A 21,048-nucleotide genomic window follows, 5' to 3' on the forward strand; every position below is an offset into this window, starting at 1 on the left:
CCCTGCCTTCTCTCTAGGGCGCCTTCTCTGGGTGGGCGTCATGGTCGGTTCGGGAGCCGCTGCGCGCCCGCGTGCCAGGCCAGCAGGCGGCGCTCCAGGACCATGAAGAGCGTGTTGAACAGCAGGCCGAGGACGCCCAGCATGACGATCGCGGCCCACATCGGGTTCGCCTCGAACGCGCGCTGCGCGCCGACCAGCCGCGACCCGATCCCGGCGGTGCTGCCGAACATCTCGGAGATGACCATGAGGATCAGCGCGAACGACAGCGCCACCCGCAGCCCCGCGAAGATCTTCGGCGCCGCCGCCGGGAGAACGACCACCAGCAGGCGGCGGAACCGTCCGACGCCGAACACCCGGGCCGTCTCCAACTGCAAATTGTCGACGGCGCGGACGCCGTCGCACGTGTTGAGCAGCACGGGCCACACCACGCCGAACGCGATCGTCACCACCTGCATGGTCGCGCCGAGGTGGAACACGATGATGAAGAACGGCACCAGCGTCGGCGGCGGCACCGCGCGCAGGAACTCCAGGACCGGGTTCAGCAGGTCGTACAGGACCTGCGACCGTCCGGTCACCGTGCCCGCCACCACCCCGGCGACGCCCGCCGCGGCCCAGCCGATGAACAGGTGCGCGAGGCTGGTGGAGAAGTCGTCGACGGCCTGGCCGGTGAGGAACGCGTGCGACGCGGGCCCGGAGAACCACAGCTCGTGCAGCGAGGACGCGATCGTCGTCGGCGGCGGGTAGTAGACGTCGTTCACCGCGCGGGTCACGAGTTCCCACACCACGACGACGGCCGCGACCAGCCAGACCCGCCCCGCGAACCCCCGCACTGACCTCATGCGAGGCCCTCCACCCGAGCCGAGTGCCAGCGGAACGCGATCCGTTCCAGCCCGCGGAGCCCGGTCGCGACGAGCAGCCCGAGGACCCCGCTCCAGACGGCCCCCGCCAGCAGCAGGTCCGTCCGGCCGCCCGCCGCCTGGGTGTCGCTGAGATAGATCCCCACGCCGTCGACCCCGCCCGCGTACAGCTCGGTGCTGATCACCACGATGAGCGCGACGGACGCGGCGATCCGGACGCCCGTCGCGATGAACGGCGCCGCGCTCGGCAGCGAGACGAACCACAGCACCGCCGGCGTCCCGAAGCCGAAGCAGCGCAGGCTGTCCTTGGCCACCGGGTCGACGTCGCGGAGCGCGTACAGGGTGTTGATGAGGATCGGCCACAGGCAGGCGTAGAAGATCAGCGACATCTTCATCCGCGTCGGCTCGGCGAACAGGATGATCGCGAGCGGGATCAGCGCGACGGACGGGATCGGCCGCAGCAGTTCCACGAGCGCGCGGGCGGCGGTGCCGAGGAACGGGACGGAGCCGAGCAGCACGCCCAGCGGGACCGCGACCAGCACCGCCAGCGCGAGGCCGCCGAACCACGCCCGGAGCGTCGCGCCGACGTCCACGAGGAACTCCCCGTCGGCGGCCAGCTTCACGGCCTCCCAGAGGACGGTCGAGGCCGGGGGCAGGGCGGCGTCGTCGACGAGCCCGGCCCGGCTCACGACCTCCATGACGGCCACCACCCCTGCGACGCCGGCGGCGCCGAGAGCGATGCGGCGATATCTCATGAAGGCGTCGCGACGAAGTTCTTGACGTCGATGGGCTTGTCCACATACCCGAACTGCCGCATCAGGTCGGACACGCGCTGCAGGTGGGCCGGGTCCAGCGTGGTCGGGTACTCGCCGAAGCTCATGGCGGCGGCGACCTTCGCGTCGATCCCCTTGGCGTAGGTCGGCAGGACGTCCTGGACGACCTTCCGGTCGGCGCACATGCCCTGCGCCTTCACCAGCGCGCGCTGGAACGCAGCGACCGTCTTCGGGTTCTTCTCCACGAACTTCTCGGTGGCGGCGTACCCGGCGATCGGGAGCTTCGCGGTCTGGCCGCTGGACAGGTCGGCGACCATGCGGGCGCCCATCGACTGCTGCATCTGGGTGCCGAACGGCTCGATGGCCATGACGGCGTCGACGCTCTTGGACTTCAGCGCGTGCTCCATGGCGGGCGGGGGCACCTCGACGAAGCTCTTGTCGTCGTCGAAGTCGACGCCCTGGGCCTTGGCGGCGGAGCGCACCAGCAGGGTGCTGATGTTGCGCTTGGTGTTGACGGCGATCTTCTTCCCGGCCAGGTCCTTGATCGTCCGGTACGGGGAGTCCCCGCGCACCATCACGGTGTGGGTCTTGGCCGCGCTGTTGAAGCCCTCGGCGATGATCTTCGGTTTGAAGCGGGGGTCCTTGACTCCGGCGGTGAACAGCGAGACGTAATTGCCGAAGCTGATGTCGAGCCGGCCGCTGCGCAGCAGCGGGATTCCGGCGGCCCCGCCCGGGATGACCTGCGTCTTGACCGTCAGGCCCTCGGCCCTGAACAGGCCCTTGGAAAGGGCGAGCTGGACGGGCGCGCTGTCGGCGACGGTCATCGTGCCGAGCATGATCTCGGACTTCTCCAGGCCGTTGGCCGAGCCGCCGTCCTCGGAGCCGCCGCAGGCGGCCGCGGCGAGGGCGACCGCGACGGCGACCGCGCCGGCGGCGGCCAGGCGGCGGTGGGAAGCAGTCATGAGCAGTGCTCCAACCATTCGGGGGGAAGCCCGTCAAAAACTGATTTTCAATGAGCCGGGAGCGTAGCGCAATGCACCGGCAATCTGAGCGACTTGCCGGGTTCATGTGCGGTTATTGGGAATTGCTCGATCCGCGGTGCCAGGAGAGGACCCGGCGCTCCACCGCGAGCAGAATCGTGTTGAACAGGTAGCCGAGGACGCCGAGCAGGACGATCACCGCCCAGATCGTGGGCACGTCGGACGCGCTCTGCGCGAAGGTCAGCTGGAATCCGAGCCCGTCGGACGTGCCGGGGAGCAGCTCGGAGAAGACCATCAGGATCAGCGACAGGGACAGCGCCAGCCGCAGCCCGGCGAAGATCTTCGGCAGCGCGGACGGGACGATGACGAACCGGATCCGCTCGGCGGCGGAGAGCCGGAACGCGTTCGCCGTGTCCATCTGGGTCGCGTCCACGCCGCGCACCCCGTCCGCCGTGTTGAGCAGGATGGGCCAGACGGCGCCGAACACGATCGACGCGACCTGCATCTGCGTGCCGAGCTCCATCAGCACGACGAAGACCGGCACCATCGTCGGCGGCGGGATCACGCGCGCGAACTGCAGCAGCGGCTCCAGGTAGGCCAGCGCCCGCTCCGACCGTCCGAGCGCGATGCCGAGGACGACGCCCGCCACGACCGACAGCAGCAGCGCGAAGCCCATCCGGGCGAGGCTCGGCGCGATGGAGTCGCCCGCCTCCGCGCTGAAGAACAGCCTGCTCGCCGAGCCGGAGAACCACATGTCCCGCATCCGGGCCGCGATGTCGGACGGCGGCGGGAAGAACGGGCTCTCCGCGGCGCGCGTCGCCGCCTCCCAGCCCGCGATGAGGACCGCCAGCGGGAGCCAGCGGTGCAGGAGCCCGCCGACAAGCCGTCCGGCCAGGCCCCGGGAACGCACGGTGCGGGCGGCGGCCGTCACGACGCACCGCTCCGCTGCGCCCGGTGCCACCGGAACGCGCGGTTCTCGGTCTGCACCAGCACGGTGTCGATGACCAGCCCGATGCAGCCCGCCCATACCGTGCCGGCGAGGACGTCGCGCGTTCCGTCCGGGACGGTGCCGGCCTGCGCGATGAACATGCCGAGGCCGTCGCCGAACCCGGAGAGGATCTCGGTGCCGACGGCCAGGATGAGCGCGACGGACGCGGCCAGCCGCACGCCGGTCGCGATGAACGGCGCGGCGCTGGGCAGCGAGACCCGCAGCAGGACCTGCGCGCGACCGAAGCCGAACGCGCGCAGCGTCTCCTTGGCCGTGGGGTCGGCGTCGCGCAGCCCGTACATGGTGTTGAAGAGGATGGGCCAGGTGGAGGCGTACACGATGAGCGGCACCTCCATCGCCAGGCCGGAGCCGAGCAGCAGCCCGGCCAGCGGGATCAGCGCGACGGACGGGATCGGCCGCAGGAACTCCACGATGGCCCGGACGGCGGTGTTCACCGCGGGGACGCTGCCGAGCAGCAGTCCGAGCGGGACCGCGATCGCGATGGCGATCGCCAGGCCGAGCGCCCACGCGGTGAGCGTGACACGCACGTTGAACAGGAACTCCTGGTCGCCGGCCAGCTCGACGGCGCGGGCGGTGATGCTGGACGCGGGCGGCAGGTAGGAGCGGTCGACGATGCCGGCCCTGCCGAGGATCTCGCTCGCCAGGAACAGGACCGCCACACCGGCGGCCCCCCGCGCCCACCGCCCCTGGCGGGTGAGGCCGCGGGGGCGTGTCGTCCGCCGGTCAGCCATGCGGTGCCCGCGCCGCCGGCGTCAGGACGCCGGGCGCGCTTGGAAGAGGACCGTCTTCAGGTCGGGCTTCTGCTTGAGGAGGCCGGCCGCGGTCATGAGGTCCACGACGCGCTGCATGCGGTTGGTGGTCAGCGTGCTGGGGTAGCCGGGCAGCGTGATCACCTGGGCGACCCTCGCGTCGATCTTGGTGTAGCTGGGCAGGATCTTCTCGACGGGCGCGCGGTCGGTGCTCGCCAGCTGCTGCGCGGCGAAGATCGCGCGCTGGAACGCCGCGGCCGTCTTCGGGTTCTTCTTCGTGAAGTCCTGCGTGGTGACGAAGCCGGAGATCGGCAGGTTCGTCACGGGCTCGGCGCCGCCGTCGACGGCCACCCTGGCCCCGAGCTTCTTCTGCGTGTCGGTCGTGAAGGGCTCGACGGCGTGGATCGCGTCGACCTGGCCCCGCTCCAGCGCCGCCGCCATCTGCCCGAAGGGCACCTGGATGTAGTCGACCTTGGCGGCGTCGACGTTGTTGGCCGTGAGGATCGCGTTCAGCGTCAGCGACTGGACGTTGTTCAGGATGTTGACCGCGACCTTCTTGCCCTCCAGGTCCTTCGGGGTCCTGACGTTGGAGTCGGGCAGGACGAGGACGTCCATGAAGTGCGAGGTCAGCGAGGCGCTCTCGGCCAGGACGCTCAGCTTGACCGTGCCCTTGTCGTTGGCCTGCAGGAAGGACACGTAGTTGGCGCCCGCGATCGCGTTGATGTCGCCCTTGACGAGCGCGGGGATGGCCTGCGTGCTCTGCTGGACCTGCTTGATCTGGACCTTGAGGCCCTGGTCCTCGAAGAGCCCTTCCTTCTGCGCGAGGTACACCGCCACGTTGTCCGCCAGCGGGAGCGCCGCCACCGTCATGGTGTCCATCTCCAGGCCGCCCTTGCCGCCGGAGGAGGATTCGCCGGAGTCGCTGCAGCCCGCGACGGCGACGGCGAGGGCGACGGCGCTGAGAAGCGCGGGCAGACGCAGAGATTTCCGCATGGGCTCTCCTTAACCTGCGGGGAGTTCCGTGCGCAGGGCTTAGGGTCGGGACGTGTGGGCCAGGGGAGCGACTCTGACCACCGCTGGCCGACCATGTGTGCCCGGAGATTATCGCGGACTGGCGGCTTGAGTGGATTCGCTCCAAATTGCGTGACTTTCTTGTGTCCTCCACGGGCTACAGTGTCTGCTCATCGCCGAGCCGAATCGGAGAGTGAGCAACCGTGCCCCCGCGGCGCGGCCGCGCACCCGCCGGTCCCCGGCTCGTCGGCCGGGTGATGAGGTGGACAACACGGTATTACCGTCCGCACTTTCGTGATCACGGAAAGTCCGTGTGCGGTGTGTGACCATTCGTGCTCGATAAAACGGACATACGGGCATGAACTCGCAATCACGGCATTGGTGCATATCGAGTGGCCTAGGGTCCTTTGCGGCCTATCCGTGGATGTGCTGCAATGTCGTGCGCCGAGGGTGGAGGTGATGTCGCTTTAACCCTTTGCGCCGGTGAGGCCACGGAGCGTGCGACATCGTGTGGAGAGGGTGTTAACGGCGGATGCAACCTAGCGACGAAGGTCGCGACCGTCCTCGACCCGGCAACGTCGAGGTGCAGTCGGACCGTTCGAGACGTTCGGGCAGCAGACTGAGCCTGCGGAACTGGCGCGTGCCGCAGCGGCTCATCGTCCTGATCCTGGTTCCGACAGTCGCCGCCGTCGTCCTCGCCGGGGGGCGCATCGCCGACTCCGTGAGCGAGGCGGAGACCTACGGGCGCGTGGAGCGCATGGCGGAGCTGGGCGCCGGCATCACGCAGTTCGTCACCGAGTTCGCCTCCGAGCGCGACCTCGCCGTCGAGTACACCGCGGCGGGCCGCCCCGACGGCCTCCTCCCCGGCGTGCAGTCCTCGCAGTTCAGCACCGACTCCCAGCTCCAGCTCGTCCGCGACACCGCGACCGTCGTCGACTCCTCCTACGGCACCGAGGCCGTCCGCGGCGCCGGCGCGGTCCTGAACCGCCTCGACGCCGTCAAGTCGCTGCGCTCCCTCGTCATCGGCGGCAGGGTGCCGGCCACCGTCGTCCTGCAGAAGTACACCCAGGCCATCCAGGACCTCATCGGCGTCCTCGACAGCATCTCCTCGAACGTGGTCGACAACCGCCTCGCCCAGACCAGCCGGGCGCTCGGCGCGCTCGTCCGCGCCAAGGAGGCGGTCTCCCGCGAGCGCGCGCTGCTGCTCCTCGGCGCGCGGCTGCAGGGCCTGGCGCCCGACCAGGCGAGCGCCCTCAACGCCGCGCGCGCGCAAGAGGACAGCGAGATCGCGACCTTCCGCAACTCGGTGACCCTGGAGCAGGTCCAGACGTTCGAGGACTTCGTCGTCGGCGGCCAGGTCGACCTGGCCCTGGAACTCCGGCAGCGGTTCATCACGGCCGTCGCCGCGACCGGCGGGCGGCTGCCCCGCTCGCTCGGCAACGCCAGCTCGGCCGACGCGATCAAGAACGCCATGTCCGACATGATCAACAAGATGCGGCTGACCGAGCTGGACCTGACCCAGGACATCCTGGACGTCAGCGCCGAGCGCCGGTCCGACGCCCGCACCTCCACGATCATCGACTCGATCACCGTCGCGCTGCTGCTGGCCATCGTCCTGCTGATCACCGTCGTGATGGCCCGGTCCCTGGTGCGGCCGCTGCACCGCCTGCAGTCCGGCGCGCTCGACGTGGCCAGCACCCGGCTGCCGGGCCTGGTCGACCGGCTCCGAGATCCGGAGGCCGCGGCCGGCGGCATCGAGGTGGAGCCGATCGACGTCGAGTCCACCGACGAGATCGGCCAGGTCGCGCGGGCCTTCGACGAGGTCCACCGGGAGGCGGTCCGGCTGGCCGCCGACGAGGCCGTCCTGCGCGGCAACATCAACGCGATGTTCGTCAACCTCTCCCGCCGCAGCCAGTCCCTGATCGAGCGGCAGCTGCGCCTGATCGAGACGCTGGAGCAGAGCGAGCGCGACGAGGAGCAGCTCGGCAACCTCTTCCGCCTGGACCACCTCGCCACCCGCATGCGCCGCAACTGCGAGAACCTCCTCGTCCTCGGCGGGCAGGAGCAGGTGCGCCGGTGGAACCGGCCCGTCCCGCTGATCGACGTCATCCGCGCCTCCCTGTCGGAGGTCGAGCAGTACGAGCGGGTCGCGCTGCGGGTGCAGGGCGACATGACCGTCGCCGGGCCCGTCGTCAACGACCTCGTCCACCTGCTGGCCGAGCTGGTGGAGAACGCGACCGTGTTCTCGTCCGAGCACACCAAGGTGACCGTGTCCGGGCAGCTGCTCAGCGGCGGCGGCGCGATGCTGCAGATCACCGACAACGGCGTCGGGATGTCGCCCGACGACCTGGAGCAGGCCAACTGGCGGCTCGCCAACCCGCCCGTCATCGACTTCTCCGCGGCCCGCCGCATGGGCCTGTTCGTGGTCGGCCGCCTGGCAGTCCGGCACGGCATCCGGGTGGAGCTGCGGGCCGCGCAGGGCGGCGGGCTCACCGCGTTCGTGGTGCTGCCCGACGCGGTGATCACGCCCGGCGAGTCCAGCGGGATCGGCAGCCGCGGCGGCCTCGGCCCGCGCGAGGCGGACGGCCACGGCCAGCTCGCCGCGCTCACCACCACGCCCGAGCCGCCCGCCCTCGGCACCGGCGGCGCGTTCCGGCAGGACGCCCGCGGACCGGCCGAGCTGCCCGCCACCCCGATGGCCGGCTCGACCGGCTCGACCGGCTCGCACCCGATGGTCGGCGGCACCGGGCCGCTGCGGCCCGTCCGCGGCGCCACCGGCCCGCAGCCGGCCATGAACGAGACCGGGCCGATCCCGGCGCCCGGCTCCGGCCAGCACCCCAATTTCCCCACCGGCCCGCAGCCCCCGGTCCCGTACGGCGAGCAGGCTCCCTACGGGGAGCAGAACCCCTACGGCGACCAGGGCCCGGCCGACGACCAGCGGCCGCCGCGCAGGCCCGGCGAGCTGCCGGTCCGCATGCCGGGCGCGCAGCTCCCGCGGCGCCCGTCCGACGACGGTCCCAATGGACTGTTCCAGCCCCGCGGCGAACGGCCGCAGGAGCGCCCGCAGCAGGAGCGGCCGCAGGACGCCGGCAACGGCGTCTACCGGCAGGAGCCCTGGCAGACCGGCCCGCAGTCCGTCGTCCCCGAGGCCCAGCCGATGCTGCCGGAGCCCGGCGCGTCCCGTCCGATCCCGTGGGAGACGGGGCCGCTGGGGCAGGTCTCCGGGGAGCACGCCCAGCCGCCCGACCCGTACGCCGACGCCTCGCCGCCCGAGGCCCGATGGACGGAGCCCGCCACGCGCGAAACCGAGCGATCGACCCCGGCGCCGCCGCGCCCGCCGGAGGACGCCGTCCCGGAACCGGCCGCCGCGCGGCACGAGCCGCCCCCGCAGCCGCCGGTGCCGGTCCCCGCGCAGGCGTCGTCCGGGCAGGCCGCGCCGCCGCGGCTCCCGGAGCGCTCGCCGATCTTCGACGCGATGCAGTCGGAGTGGTTCCAGCGCAGGTCGGAGGGCGGTGCCGGCGAGGACCCCGTGCGCGGCTGGGAGTCTCCGGCGGACGCCGGCTTCCGCGCCGCCGAGGCCGCCCGCGAGCCCGTCGCGGCCAGCCGTACCAGTGTCGGGCTGCCCAAGCGGGTGCCCGGCAAGAACCGCGTGCCGGGAGCGGTAGGCCGTCCGACGGCCCCCGCCGGGACCGAGCAGGCGCCCGCGGCTCCGGCGCAGGGCGCGCCGTTGCCGGGAGGCCCTGGAGAGGGGCAGGCTGTGCAGGGCCGGCAGGGACAGGGACAAGGCCAGGCGGCCGACGTCGTACGCAACCGGTTCGCGAGTCTGCAGCGGGGCGTCCATCGGGGACGCCACGAGATTCGCGGCGATGGCACGTCAGGCGAGGCGTCGTCAGAGGGCGACGGCGAGACAGGAGGCACCCGGTGAGCGGGCAGGATCTCAACTGGTTGGTGACGAACTTCGCGGACCGTGTCGCGAAGGTCGCGCACGCCGTCGTGGTCTCCTCGGACGGATTGCCGATGGCGTACTCGTCGGGCTTCCCGCCCGAGCGGGCGGACCAGCTGTCGGCGATCGCCTCGGGGCTGATGAGCCTGACCCAGGGCGCGGCGAAGATCTTCGACGCGGGCGGGGTGAACCAGACCGTCGTCGAGATGGACCGCGGGCTGCTGTTCGTCATGTCCATCACGAACGGGTCGGTGTTCGCGGTGCTCGCCGCGCCCGACTGCGACCTCGGTCTCGTCGCGTACGAGATGACGCTGCTGGTGGAGCGGGTCGGCCGGGTGCTGACGCCCGCGCTGCGCGCCCAGGACCAGCAGCAGCCTCCGCACTCGGGGCCGTCCGTGACCGAGATGGGCGCCGGGCCCGCCCGCTTTTGATCGTGACTGACTGACGGAGGTCGGCGACATGGATCGAGGCAGTCCCTACGGAGGCGGCCCCGGCGGGCCGGGGCGCTGGCCCGGCGACCCCGGCCGCGGCGAGCCCGGGCGGGTGCCGGCGCAGGGACGGCCCCCCGAGGGACAGGAGGGCGATGCCTCCAGCTCGCTGGTGCGTCCCTACGCCGTGACCGGGGGACGGACGAAGCCGCGCTACGACCTGGCCATCGAGGCCCTGGTCACCGCGGCGCCGTACCCGCCGCGGGACGTGGCCGCGCTGACCCCGGAGTACCGGGCGATCATGGACCTGTGCCGGTCCGCCCGCTCCGTGGCGGAGGTCTCGGCCCTCCTGCGCCTGCCGCTCGGGGTCGCGCGCGTGCTCGTCGCCGACATGGCCGTCGAAGGACTGCTGCGGCTCCACCAGTCGCAGCCCGCCGCGACCACCGGCGGACAGCCGGACCTCCGCTTGCTAGAAAGGGTGCTCAGTGGCCTTCGGAAGCTCTGACCAGGTCCCGGGGCCGCCCGGCGGGGAGGCCGAGCTGACCTCGGTCAAGATCGTCGTCGGCGGCGGCTTCGGCGTCGGCAAGACCACCTTCGTCGGGTCCGTCTCGGAGATCATGCCGCTCACCACCGAGGCGGTGATGACCGCGGCGAGCGCCGACGTGGACGACCTGTCGGCCGTGCCCGACAAGACGACCACCACGGTCGCGATGGACTTCGGCCGCGTGTCGCTCGACAGCGAGCTGATCCTCTACCTGTTCGGCACGCCCGGGCAGCACCGGTTCTGGTTCATGTGGGACGACCTCGTCCGCGGCGCGATCGGCGCCGTCGTCCTGGTCGACACCCGCCGGCTGGAGGACTGCTTCGCCGCCGTCGACTACTTCGAGGAGCTCGGCCTGCCGTTCGTCGTGGGCGTCAACGGGTTCCACGGCGAGTTCCAGTACGCCGTGGAGGACATCCGCGAGGCCCTGTCGATCAGCCCGCACGTGCCGATCGCGCAGTGCGACGCGCGGAGCCGCGAGTCGACCAAGCAGGTGCTGATCACGCTCGTCCAGCACGCGATGACGGTGCACGCGACGCCGCCCGCGGGCGCGCCGGGGCCGTCCGCGCAGCCCCCGGCCGGGCCGGGCGCCCCCGGCGTCCAGCCGGGCACCACGTCCCCCAGCTGGACCTGACGCCGCTTTCGCCGTACCACGTCGCGTTCCCCCACATCCGGGCGGCCTACGGTCGCGTAGACGAAATGCACGATGCATCATTCATCTACGTGATCGACCATGAACCGGTGATGGGGGTTGCGATGCGGGAAACGGAGCGGATTCGGACGTACGTGGCCATCGGCGACAGCTTCACCGAGGGCCTGAACGACCCCTACCCCGGCGAGGAGGACCGCTTCCGCGGCTGGGCGGACCGGCTCGCCGAGCACATCGCCGGGAGCAGCCCGGGCCTGCGGTACGCGAACCTCGCCGTGCGCGGCAAGCTCGTCCGGCAGATCGTGGACGACCAGGTCCCGCGCGCCGTCGAGCTCGCGCCCGACCTCGTCACGCTCTGCGGCGGCGGGAACGACATGATCCGTCCCGGCGCCGACCCGGACGCGCTCGCGGTCGTGTTCGACGACGCCGTCCGGCGGCTGCGCGCCACCGGCGCCCGCGTCGTCGTCTTCACCGGCTTCGACACCCGCGGGCTGCGCACCGGCGGCCGCATCCGCGGCAAGGCCGCCACCTACAACATGCACCTGCGCGCCATCGCCGACCGGCGCGGCTGCACCGTCGTCGACCTGTGGCCGCTGCGCGTGTTCCACGACCCGCGCGCCTGGTACGAGGACCGCCTCCACCTGTCGCCCGAGGGCCACCGCCGGATGGCGCTGTTCGTCGCGGACGTCATCGGCGTGCCCGTCCAGGGCGACTGGCGCGAGCCGTGGCCGCCGCTCGACCGCGCCGACTGGCTCACGATGCGCCGCGAGGACGTCCGCTGGGCCCGCACGTACCTGCTGCCCTGGATCGGCCGCCGCGCCACCGGACGCTCCTCCGGCGACGGCCGCGAGCCGAAACGCCCCACCCCGCTCCCGCTCTAGGCGTTCCGGTTTTGGCGGTGGGCCTTTCGGGTTCAGGCGGGGTCGTGTTCGCCCAGGGCTTCGTCCACGGTGTCGGTGACGGTGATGCGGCGGTGCAGGCCGGTGATCTCCAGCGCCCGCCGGACGATGGGTCGCGGCGCCGCGAGGACGAGGCTCCCGCCCGCGGCCGAGGTGGCCTTGTAGCAGGCGACGATGACCGAGAGGCCGCCGGAGTCCATGAACTCCAGGTCGGCGAGGTCGAGGACGAGGTCCTCGCCGTGCTCGCGGCGGGCGTCGTTCAGGTGCCTGCGCAGGTCGTCCGCGGAGGCGATGTCGAGCTCTCCGCGGAGCCGCACGACGGCGCGCCCGCCGCGTGGCCGTATGGTCACTTCCAAAGGCGGCACGGGGGCTCCCCTCCTGTCGACGCATCCGCCCGGCGGATGCTTTCCGTGCGACAACTATTGCCGAGGACGGGCCCGCCTGCCAACCCGCCGCGCTACAAGGGTGTGCGCGGTGGTACCTGGCCGTAGTGTGCTGTCCGACCGTCCTCCAGCCCCCACCCCCGACCCGCCGTTGTAGGAGAAGGACCCCAGTTGAGTTCCCCCCGGTTGCCGGACCATCTCGAAGTGCTGCTCACCGAGGAGCCCGTACTCGACGTTTACGCGTACGGTCCCTGGCGGGTGCCCGACGGCTTGTACGAGGAGGTGCGCGAACGCGCGCTCGAGTACAACCGGGATCCGCGGGCCGTGGTGCTGACACGGCAGCTCAGCGACTTCTACGGGGACGACACCAGCGCCGCCGGGGCCGAGCAGTGGTCGCTGCTGACGTTCCTGCTCGGCGCGTCCGCGGTCCGCGGCGGGTCGCGCGGCGACGTGGACTACGAGCTGCTGTCGGCGTTCCTCGCGACGCCGGAGTCGGCCGTCCGCGAGCCGACGGCGTGGTTCACGCAGGGCGGGCGGTGGCGGCCGCCGGGCCTGTGGCTTCCGGAACCGGCCGGGAACGACCGCGAGCGCCGCGCGGTGATGTTCGACCTGGCGCGGGCGGGGCTGGACGTCTTCGAGGGCCTGGAGCCGGTCGAGCGCCGCCGCCGGGCGCTGATGGACCTGTTCGACCGGCGGGCCGGCGATCCCGAGCTGCGCGAGGCGGACATGACCGTCCCCAACGCGCGGCTGGACGACGCCTGGGCCGCGCAGCTCACCGACGGGGAGCTGGCCGTCCTGCCCGAGCTGGCGGGACCGGTCGGATACCTCGGGTGGGCGTGCGCCGGGCTGGACGCCGCGCACAAGCACCTGGCCGGGACGGTCTCGGACGGCGACGAACCCGACGACGCGCTCGCCAAGCTGCTGCTCGCCGCCGAGGCCCGGGTCGTCCCCGCCGAGCTGGCGGTCGTGCTCGGCACGGCCCGCTACGAGAACGTGGAGGACCGGCTCCGCGCGGCCCGCGAAGGGTTCTCCTCGGAGGCGTGGCAGCACGACGTGCGCTCGTGGCTGGCCCGCGGCCTCGTCGCGGGGGAGGCCGACGCGTCCCGCGCCTGGCTGGACATGGCCGTGCGCGTCACCGGCGCGGTCCAGGGCCTGCCGGACGCGCCGGTGAGCCCGCGCTGCCGCGTGCCCGTCCGCCTGTTCCAGGCCGACCTGCGGCGCCTGTTCACGATGCGGCGCGTCTTCAACCCGCTCGGCGAGGCCCTCGGCGCCGCCGCCGGGACCCAGCCCGACGGCGAGACCGAGGAAGCACGCGCCGGACGCGGCGAGGACGTCGCGGACGCGCTCGTCGGGCAGCCGGAGCTGTCCCGCGCGCTCCAGGACGCGGTCGCGGGACGGCTCGCGGGGGAGCGTCCCGTCCGGCTGCTGATCGCCGGGCCGGAGGGCACCGGCAAGGGCACCGCCGCCGAGGCCGTCGAGCGGCGGCTCGCCGAGGCCGGCGCGGTCCGCGAGGCGCTGTGGATCTCCGACCAGGTGTTCGCGTCGCTCGGGGTGAGCGACGCCGTCCTGTGGCTGCAGACCCGCGTCCGCGACTGCCTGGACGCGCGGATGCTCCTCGTCCTGGACGACCTGGAGAAGCTCGCCGCGCACGAGCGGTGCGGTGCCGCCGCCGCGGAGGAGCTGCGGCGGCTCATGGCGCGGTCGCCGTCCCTCAACGTCGTCGCGCTGTGCCGCCCCGGCGGCGACCGGCGGCTGTTCGAGGCCAACCCGGCGCTCGTCCGGGCGTTCGACGTGGCCCGCACCCGCGACTTCGGCGAGGACGACTTCGCCGAGCTGTTCACCCTGGCCGTCGCACGGCGCGGATCGCGCGTCGCCCCGGACGTGGCCGCGACCGCGGGCGGCATGCTGCGCCGCACCCCGCCGCTGCTGAACCTGCGCGGCGCGCGGCTGGTCGAGCACATGGCCGGGGAGGCCGTCGCCGCCGCCGTCCGGCGCGCCGGGGCGGAGGACGCGAAGGACGCCGCGGCGGACATGCCGGGCGGCCCGCCGGAGATCACGGCGGCGGACCTGCCGCAGCGCCTCATCCCCGGCCGTCCCGCCGAGACCGACCCGCTCGAAGAGCTCGCCGCCTGCGCCGGCATCGAGCCCGCCAAGCGGGAGGTGGACGCGCTGGTCGCCGAGGCCAAGGCCGCCCGCCTGCGCCGCGAGGCCGGCATGACGGCGCGGACGCGGCCCCGGCACCTGGTGTTCGCCGGGAACCCCGGCACCGGCAAGAGCAAGGTCGCGGGCATCCTCGGCCGGATCTACGCCGACCTCGGGGTGCTGTCGTCCGGGCACCTGGTCGAGGTGGAGCGCGCCGACCTGCTCGGCGAGTACGCCAGCGAGAGCGTGCTGCGGGTCCGGCGGGCGGTGGAGCAGGCCCACGGCGGCGTGCTGGTCGTCCGCGACGCGCACGCGCTGGTGTCGGCCGCGACCGACGCGGCCCGCGGGCGCGAGGTCCTGGACGTGCTGCTCACCGGCGTCCAGGCGCACAGCGAGGACCTCGTCGTCGTCCTCACCGGGCCGGAGGCGGAGCTGAACGGGCTGCTGAAATCGCATCCCGACCTGGCCGCGTACTTCCCCCGCGCCGTCCTGTTCCCCGACCTCACCGAGGACGAGCTGGTCGACGTGTTCGCGGCCAAGGCCGCCGACGCCGGGTTCGAGCTGGCGCCCGGCGTCCTCGACCGGGTCCGCGAGCTGGCCGAGGCCGCGCCGCGCGAGCGCGGGTTCGGCAACGCCCGCGCGATGATCCACCTGCTGGACCGGGCGGTGGCGATGCAGGGCCGCCGCGTCCTCGCCGACGGCATCGTCGACGAGACCGAGTCGCTCGACGAGATCCTGCCGGAGGACGTCCCCGACAGGCTCAGCCGCGGCCGCGACGACGTCCCCGGCGAGCCGCTCGCCGAGATCGAGCGGCTCATCGGCCTGGAGGACATCAAGCGCGAGGTGGCCGGGCTGGTCGCGGAGGTCCGCGCCGAGCAGCTGCGGCGGGACGCCAAGCTCGCCCCGGCGTCGCCGTCCCGGCACATGGTGTTCACGGGCAACCCCGGCACGGCCAAGACGACGATCGCCCGGCTCGTCGCCGCCGTGTACGCGCGGCTCGGGCTGCTGTCGTCCGGCCATCTGGTGGAGGTCACCCGCGCCGACCTCGTCGCCGAGTTCATCGGGCAGACCGCGCCGCGGGTGCGGGGCGCGGTCGAGCGCGCCCTCGGCGGCGTCCTGTTCGTGGACGAGGCGTACGCGCTGACGTCGGCGAGCGGCGACCGCCGCGACTTCGGCCACGAGGCCGTCGCCGAGCTGCTGCGGCTGATGGAGGAGCACCGCGGCGACCTGGTCGTCATCGTCGCGGGCTACGAGGCCGAGATGGAGCAGTTCCTGGACGCCAACCCGGGCCTGAAGTCCCGCTTCCCGAAGGTGCTGCGCTTCCCGGACTACTCCGCCGACGAGCTCGTCACGATCTTCGAGTTCATGGCGGCGGAGGCGGGGTTCGCGCTCGCGCCGGGCGTCCTGGACGGCCTGCGCCGCGTCGTCGCCGCCCATCCCCGGGACGCCTCGTTCGGCAACGCGCGGCTCGTCCGGAACCTGCTGGAGGCGGCGATCTCCCGGCAGGCGCAGCGCATCACCGCCAAGGACGACGAGACGCCCGCCGGGATCGAGACGGCCGAGGTCGGGCTGCTGCGCCCGGAGGACCTCCCGGACGCCCCGCCGCCCGAGCCCGGCATCGGCTTCGGCCGCGCCGGCTTCGGCCCCTACATCTAGCCCGCCGCCTGCGCCTCTCCGGCCGCCTGCGGATCCGCGGCTCCGGCTCCGTAGGCGGCGGCCTGCAGGGAGTACAGGTCGGCGTAGAGGCCGCCGCGTGCCATCAGCGCCGCGTGGTCGCCCTCCTCGATGACCCGGCCGTGCTCCAGGACGTAGATCCGGTCGGCGTAGCGGACGCTGGCGAGCCGGTGCGTGATCAGCAGGACGGTCCTGCCGTCGGCGTGCGTGCGGATCCGCTCGAACAGGTTGTGCTCGGCCCGCGCGTCCAGGGCGGCGGTGGGCTCGTCGCAGATCAGCAGCGGCGCGTCCCGGAAGAAGCCGCGCGCGACGGCGAGCCGCTGCCACTGCCCGCCCGACAGCTCCGCGCCGCCCTTGAACCGGCGGTCCAGCAGCGTGTCGTAGCCGCGGGCGAGCCCCTCGACGACCTCGTCGGCGCCGGACGCGCGGGCGGCGGCGAGCATCGACGGGTCCTCGCCGTCCCCGTTGCCGGAGGAGACGGCCCCGTCGTCGCCGTGCCCCATCGTGACGTTCTGCCGGGCGGTCATCGGCCAGTGCGTGTACTCCTGCGCGATGACGGCGACGCGCTCCCACACGTCGTGCGGCGCCACTGACGTCAGCGGCACGTCGTCCCACCGGACCCGCCCGGTGTCCGGGTCGTACAGCCCGGCCATGATCTTGGCGAGGGTTGTCTTGCCGGAGCCGTTCTCGCCGACGAGCGCCACCACCTCGCCCTTGCGCACATGCAGGGAGACGCCTCTCAGGGACGGCTCGTCCGCGCCCGGGTAGGTGAACGCGACGTCCTCGACGACGATGTCGGCGAAGTCGTCCGGGAGCCGCCCGCGCTTCTCCAGCGGTGAGGGCGCCAGCGCGCGGTGCGGGATCCGCTGCTCGGCGGCGGCGCAGAAGCTCACGTAGTCGCCGAAGTAGAGGCCCTCCTCGTAGCAGTGGTTGACGGCGAACACGAGGTTGGCCAGGGACGACTGGCCCGTCCGGATCGCCAGCACCGCCGTGCCCGCCACCGCCAGCGGCACCGCGCCCTTCCACAGCATCACGCCCAGCGCGACGTAGACGAGCGCCGTCGCGACGCCCTTCAGCAGATCGCCGGTGATCTTCACGATCGTCTGGCGGCGCGCCACGTCCAGCTCCACATGCCGCTGGTAGGACGCCGCCCGGTCGTACTGGCCCAGCAGGAACCCCCGCATCGTGAACGAGCGCACCTCGGCGGCGTGCCGCCGTTCGACCATCAGGTCGGACAGGATCCACTTGCGGCGCGTCACCCCGACCAGCGAGAGCAGCATCAGGTACCGCATCCGCGCGCTGCGGACGGACGCCCATCCCTCCGGCACGGCCGTGAGCAGGAGCAGCGGGAGCAGCACCGGATGCAGCACGCCGAGCGTCCCGGCCGCCGCGATCATGCCGACGGCGGCGGTGAGGACGTCCACCGCGTACTGGACGACCATGGGCGCCGACATCAGGCCGCGCCCCTGGGCGCGCTTGAGGTCGTCGAGGAAGTCGGAGTCGTCCAGCGCGGTCAGGTCAACGGCGGTCGTCGCCTCGTACAGGCGCAGCTCGACCAGCCGCTCGACCTGCGGGTCCAGCCGCGCCTGCGCCCAGCCGGCGCCAGCCTGCAGCGCGGCCCGCAGCGCTACCGCGCCCGCCACCAGCGCCAGCGAGGGCAGCGCGTCGCGGACGCGCGACGGCGTCGGCGCGGCGCTGAACAGCGCCGTGAGCACGCCGGTCGTGGCCAGCAGCCAGAACGCGGTGAAGAACCCGGCCGCGAGGTTGAGGCCGACCGTCACGAGCGTGTCGGTGCGGCTCGCCCGCCAGGCCAGCCGCGCCGCCTGGGCGATCACCGCGGGGAGCCGCCGCGCGATCGTGCGCATGCCCGTCTCGGTGAGTTCCTTGTCCCGCGCGTGCCAGTTGAGAATCACCTCGGGCAGGCCGGGATCGGGCGGCGGCTCCCGGCGGCGACGGCGCGGGGGCGCCTCTCGCGTACGGAAACGTCGTAGAAAACGCGGTCGTGTGCCCATGCGCCGCCCCTTCGCCCGTCCTGTCCGGCAGAGGCAGTGTGCTTCCTGGGAGGGACGGTGTCTGCCGCGTTTGTCACGTTGCGTGGTTATTCGAAGCAGTTGACTGTCATGCGGTGGAGGGACGCGCGCGAACCCCTAGGGTGTCTAGGGTTTAGCCAGGAGCGACGGCCGGCCGGACGGCCGGACACGCAAGGAGGACGACCGCGTGGGGCGCAGCAGGGACCACTCCGCACGCTCGGAGCACCATCACGCCGCCTACGGGCGGGAGACGTACGGCGACCCTTACGACGACCCGTACGCCGGTGACCAGCTCGCCGGACGCAGGTACGACCAGGGCGGCCCGTACGACGGGCCCCCGCTCAGGCCGCGCCGGCGGCGGCGCCGCTGGCCGCGCGTCCTCGGCATCCTCTCGGTCGTCCTGATCCTGGTGATCGCGGGCGGGTACTTCTACCTCGACTCCCGGCTGAAGCGGGAGAGCGTCCTCGTCGACTACCCCGGCCGGGTCGCCGACACGCCTGGGACGAACTGGCTGATCGTCGGCTCCGACAGCCGCGAGGGCCTGTCCAAGGCCGACCAGAGGCGGCTCAAGACCGGCTTCTCGGGCGGCCGCCGCACCGACTCGATGATGCTGCTGCACTACGGCTCCGGCGGGACGTCGCTGATCAGCCTCCCGCGCGACTCCTACGTCCCGATCCCGGGGCGCGGGTCCAACAAGCTGAACGCCGCGTTCGCGTTCGGCGGCCCCAAGCTGCTCGTGCAGACCGTCGAGAAGGCCACCGGCATCCGCATCGACCACTACGCCGAGATCGGCTTCAACGGCTTCGTCGGCGTGGTGGACGCCGTCGGCGGCGTCGACATCTGCGTCAAGGACGACGTCGAGGACCCCAAGGCTGGCCTCGACCTCAAGGCCGGCTGCCAGACGCTCGACGGCGGGCAGGCGCTCGGCTACGTCCGGACCCGCGCCTACGCCCGCGCCGACCTCGAACGGGTCGAGAAGCAGCGGGAGTTCTTCGGCGCGCTGATGAAGAAGTCGACGAGCTGGGGGACGATCCTCAACCCGTTCCGGAGCATCCCGCTGGCGACGAACGCCACCAGCAACTTCCTGGTCGACGACGGCGACCACCTGCACCACCTCGTCCGCATGATGTGGGCGATGAAGGGCGTCAGCGGCAAGGACGGCGTGACCACCACGGTCCCGATCGGCGGCGGCGGCAGTTCCGCCGGCGCCGGCTCGTACATCACCTGGGACAAGGCCAAGGCGTCCAGGCTCTTCGAGGCGCTCCAGCAGGACCAGAAGATCCCGAAGGACGTCATCACGAAGAAGTGACCGGGATAGGCGCGCGTCCCGCCGGTTAGAGTCGGGTCATGCCGGATGTGACGCCGGGCGGCGCCGCCGAGCTGGACGAGCTGCCGTCCAAGGAGCTGTACGACCGCGCGATGCGCCTCGCGAAGGAGCGCCGCGACGTCGGCTTCCTGTGGGACCTGCTGCGCGCGATCCCCGCGGCCGCGGCGGCCACCGGGGAGGTCGACCGCGCCGAGTTCGACCTGTTCCACGGGCTCTCCCTGCTGGAGGAGTTCACGCACGCGGGGGAGGGCGAGCTGGCGGACGCGCTCCGCCCGCTCTACATCGAGTACCTCACGGCGCACGCCAAGGGGACCTGACCGTCTCTTTGGCCGTTCTTGATCATCGTTCGGGCCCCCTTGGGCATCACTCTCCGTAGGCTATTGAGCGCGGAGGGTGGTTGAAATGAACAAGAAGCATATGAAGATCGCCGCCATCGCCTTCACGGCGTGGTATGTCATCAGCAGGCCCGAGGGGGCGGCGACTCTCGTCAACAACGCCCTGAGCGGACTCGGCACGGCCGCCGAGTCGTTGTCGCAGTTCATGAGCGCGATCCCGAGCTGAAAGGACCCGCTCCGGTCTGCTGCGGGGGACGGCTCCCCGCACCCCCCGGAACGGCTATGGAGCCCCGTGCCCGCAGCGGCGCGGGGCTTCTTCGCGCGCGGCCAGCAAGCCGTGGCCCTCGCGTCAAGTAAAATCGCGCTTTGCGGGCAGACGCGCCTGGGCACAATGTGATCGGGTCAGTTGTGTCGTTGCGCTACAACCAGGGACGGCGTTACGGATGAAGAAGAACCTCCGCTATGTGGCGATCGCGTTCGTCATCTTCTACTTGCTGAGTTCCCCCACGGACGCGGCCGGAGTGGTCAACAACGCGTTCAGCCAGCTTGGGCAGGCGGGCAACCAGCTCGCCGCGTTCGTGAACGCCTTGGGCACCTAGGCGGACGCGCAGGCGGACAAACACGTAGGCGGGTACGTAGGTGGGACGGCCGGTCGCCGGGAGTGATCTCCTAGGATCGGCCTCATGTCTGTCTTCGACGTAGAGATCGACGGCCTGCGCGGCGGGACCGCGGACCTCGGACAGTACCGGGGCAAGGCCGTGCTCATTGTCAATGTCGCCTCCAAGTGCGGCCTCACCCCTCAGTACTCCGGTCTGGAGCGGCTGCAGGAGCGGTACGCGGGACGCGGCTTCACCGTCCTCGGGGTGCCCTGCAACCAGTTCATGGGCCAGGAGCCCGGCACCGCCGACGAGATCGCGGAGTTCTGCTCGACGACCTACGGGGTCACGTTCCCGATGACCGAGAAGGTCGAGGTCAACGGCGACGGCCGGCACCCGCTGTACCAGGGCCTGGTCGGCGCGCCCGACGCCGAGGGCCACACCGGCGACATCCGCTGGAACTTCGAGAAGTTCCTCATCGGCCCGGACGGCGCGGTCGCCGCGCGCTTCGCGCCCCAGGCGGAGCCCGAGTCCGCCGAGGTCGTCGCCGCCATCGAGAAGAACCTCCCCGCCTGACCCACCCGCGGCCGGACGCGCCTTCGAGCCGGAGGGCGCGTCCGGCCGCTGTGTCTATCGGCTGTGAATCGCGCCACATCGGGCCGCCCTTGCCCTCTATTGGGCGACCTGTCTAACGTGAGAAGTCGCGATATGACGCGGGAGGT

Annotated in this window: 19 protein-coding genes; 11 read left to right on the forward strand and 8 right to left on the reverse strand. The window is 72.3% G+C overall.

Features of this window, described 5'->3' with window-relative positions:
- Positions 1 to 38: 38 nt before the first annotated feature.
- The 6 genes from E1287_RS24190 to E1287_RS24215 form a co-directional block, all read right to left on the reverse strand.
- Positions 39 to 839 carry an ABC transporter permease gene (locus tag E1287_RS24190; RefSeq protein WP_131967343.1) on the reverse strand — a complete coding sequence of 267 codons (801 nt, stop codon included), beginning with the start codon at positions 837 to 839 and terminating at the stop codon, positions 39 to 41.
- Positions 836 to 1,555 (reverse strand): ABC transporter permease subunit, encoded by a 720-nt coding sequence (locus tag E1287_RS24195; RefSeq protein ID WP_243719404.1) that lies wholly within the window; start codon positions 1,553 to 1,555, stop codon positions 836 to 838. The genes E1287_RS24190 and E1287_RS24195 overlap by 4 nt, the downstream gene beginning before the upstream one ends.
- A gap of 53 nt (positions 1,556 to 1,608) precedes the next feature.
- Positions 1,609 to 2,592, reverse strand: a complete 984-nt coding sequence (locus tag E1287_RS24200; RefSeq protein ID WP_165969160.1) for an ABC transporter substrate-binding protein — start codon at positions 2,590 to 2,592, stop codon at positions 1,609 to 1,611.
- Positions 2,593 to 2,704: 112 nt separating this feature from the next.
- Complete coding sequence (locus E1287_RS24205; protein WP_243719405.1) at positions 2,705 to 3,541, reverse strand: ABC transporter permease; 837 nt, start codon at positions 3,539 to 3,541, stop codon at positions 2,705 to 2,707.
- The gene (locus E1287_RS24210) at positions 3,538 to 4,350 is read right to left on the reverse strand and encodes an ABC transporter permease (protein ID WP_131967347.1); all 813 of its coding nucleotides are present in this window, start codon (positions 4,348 to 4,350) and stop codon (positions 3,538 to 3,540) included. The genes E1287_RS24205 and E1287_RS24210 overlap by 4 nt, the downstream gene beginning before the upstream one ends.
- A 21-nt stretch (positions 4,351 to 4,371) precedes the next feature.
- Positions 4,372 to 5,361, reverse strand: a complete 990-nt coding sequence (locus tag E1287_RS24215) for an ABC transporter substrate-binding protein (protein ID WP_131967348.1) — start codon at positions 5,359 to 5,361, stop codon at positions 4,372 to 4,374.
- A 658-nt stretch (positions 5,362 to 6,019) separates the two neighbouring features.
- Between E1287_RS24215 and E1287_RS24220 the strand changes: the two genes are divergently transcribed.
- The 5 genes from E1287_RS24220 (at position 6,020) to E1287_RS24240 (ending at position 11,821) form a co-directional block, all read left to right on the forward strand.
- Entirely contained in the window at positions 6,020 to 9,304 is a 3,285-nt protein-coding gene (locus tag E1287_RS24220; protein ID WP_207934421.1) for a nitrate- and nitrite sensing domain-containing protein, read from the forward strand.
- On the forward strand, positions 9,301 to 9,753 hold the full coding sequence (locus tag E1287_RS24225) for a roadblock/LC7 domain-containing protein (protein WP_131967349.1): 453 nt from the start codon (positions 9,301 to 9,303) through the stop codon (positions 9,751 to 9,753). The genes E1287_RS24220 and E1287_RS24225 overlap by 4 nt, the downstream gene beginning before the upstream one ends.
- Before the next feature lie 28 nt (positions 9,754 to 9,781).
- A complete protein-coding gene (locus E1287_RS24230; protein ID WP_131967350.1) occupies positions 9,782 to 10,255 on the forward strand; it encodes a DUF742 domain-containing protein in 474 nt (157 codons plus the stop codon).
- A gap of 34 nt (positions 10,256 to 10,289) precedes the next feature.
- Positions 10,290 to 10,925: an ATP/GTP-binding protein gene (locus E1287_RS24235; protein ID WP_243719407.1), complete on the forward strand. Its 636-nt coding sequence runs from the start codon at positions 10,290 to 10,292 to the stop codon at positions 10,923 to 10,925.
- A gap of 122 nt (positions 10,926 to 11,047) precedes the next feature.
- On the forward strand, positions 11,048 to 11,821 hold the full coding sequence (locus tag E1287_RS24240) for an SGNH/GDSL hydrolase family protein (protein WP_131967364.1): 774 nt from the start codon (positions 11,048 to 11,050) through the stop codon (positions 11,819 to 11,821).
- A gap of 32 nt (positions 11,822 to 11,853) precedes the next feature.
- Here the strand turns inward: E1287_RS24240 and E1287_RS24245 are convergent, their stop codons facing one another.
- Entirely contained in the window at positions 11,854 to 12,189 is a 336-nt protein-coding gene (locus tag E1287_RS24245) for an STAS domain-containing protein (protein WP_165969161.1), read from the reverse strand.
- A gap of 204 nt (positions 12,190 to 12,393) precedes the next feature.
- On the opposite strand from E1287_RS24245, the gene E1287_RS24250 reads away from it, so the two are divergent.
- Positions 12,394 to 16,020: an AAA family ATPase gene (locus tag E1287_RS24250; protein WP_131967352.1), complete on the forward strand. Its 3,627-nt coding sequence runs from the start codon at positions 12,394 to 12,396 to the stop codon at positions 16,018 to 16,020.
- On the opposite strand, the gene E1287_RS24255 is transcribed toward E1287_RS24250, so the two are convergent.
- Entirely contained in the window at positions 16,017 to 18,050 is a 2,034-nt protein-coding gene (locus tag E1287_RS24255) for an ABC transporter ATP-binding protein (RefSeq protein WP_131967353.1), read from the reverse strand. The two genes, E1287_RS24250 and E1287_RS24255, sit on opposite strands and share 4 nt — an antisense overlap.
- A 205-nt stretch (positions 18,051 to 18,255) precedes the next feature.
- On the opposite strand from E1287_RS24255, the gene E1287_RS24260 reads away from it, so the two are divergent.
- The 5 genes from E1287_RS24260 (at position 18,256) to E1287_RS24270 (ending at position 20,902) form a co-directional block, all read left to right on the forward strand.
- Positions 18,256 to 19,377 (forward strand): LCP family protein, encoded by a 1,122-nt coding sequence (locus E1287_RS24260; RefSeq protein WP_131967354.1) that lies wholly within the window; start codon positions 18,256 to 18,258, stop codon positions 19,375 to 19,377.
- A gap of 38 nt (positions 19,378 to 19,415) precedes the next feature.
- A complete protein-coding gene (locus E1287_RS24265) occupies positions 19,416 to 19,712 on the forward strand; it encodes a hypothetical protein (protein WP_131967355.1) in 297 nt (98 codons plus the stop codon).
- Between the two features lie 85 nt (positions 19,713 to 19,797).
- Complete coding sequence (locus E1287_RS43925) at positions 19,798 to 19,956, forward strand: hypothetical protein (RefSeq protein WP_165969162.1); 159 nt, start codon at positions 19,798 to 19,800, stop codon at positions 19,954 to 19,956.
- A gap of 217 nt (positions 19,957 to 20,173) precedes the next feature.
- A complete protein-coding gene (locus E1287_RS43930; RefSeq protein ID WP_165969163.1) occupies positions 20,174 to 20,329 on the forward strand; it encodes a hypothetical protein in 156 nt (51 codons plus the stop codon).
- An 84-nt stretch (positions 20,330 to 20,413) separates the two neighbouring features.
- Positions 20,414 to 20,902, forward strand: coding sequence for a glutathione peroxidase (locus E1287_RS24270; protein ID WP_131967356.1), 489 nt, complete (start codon positions 20,414 to 20,416; stop codon positions 20,900 to 20,902).
- Positions 20,903 to 21,048 lie beyond the last annotated feature (146 nt).

Origin of the sequence: Actinomadura sp. KC06 (assembly GCF_004348735.1) — a bacterium.
Lineage (GTDB): Bacteria > Actinomycetota > Actinomycetes > Streptosporangiales > Streptosporangiaceae > Spirillospora.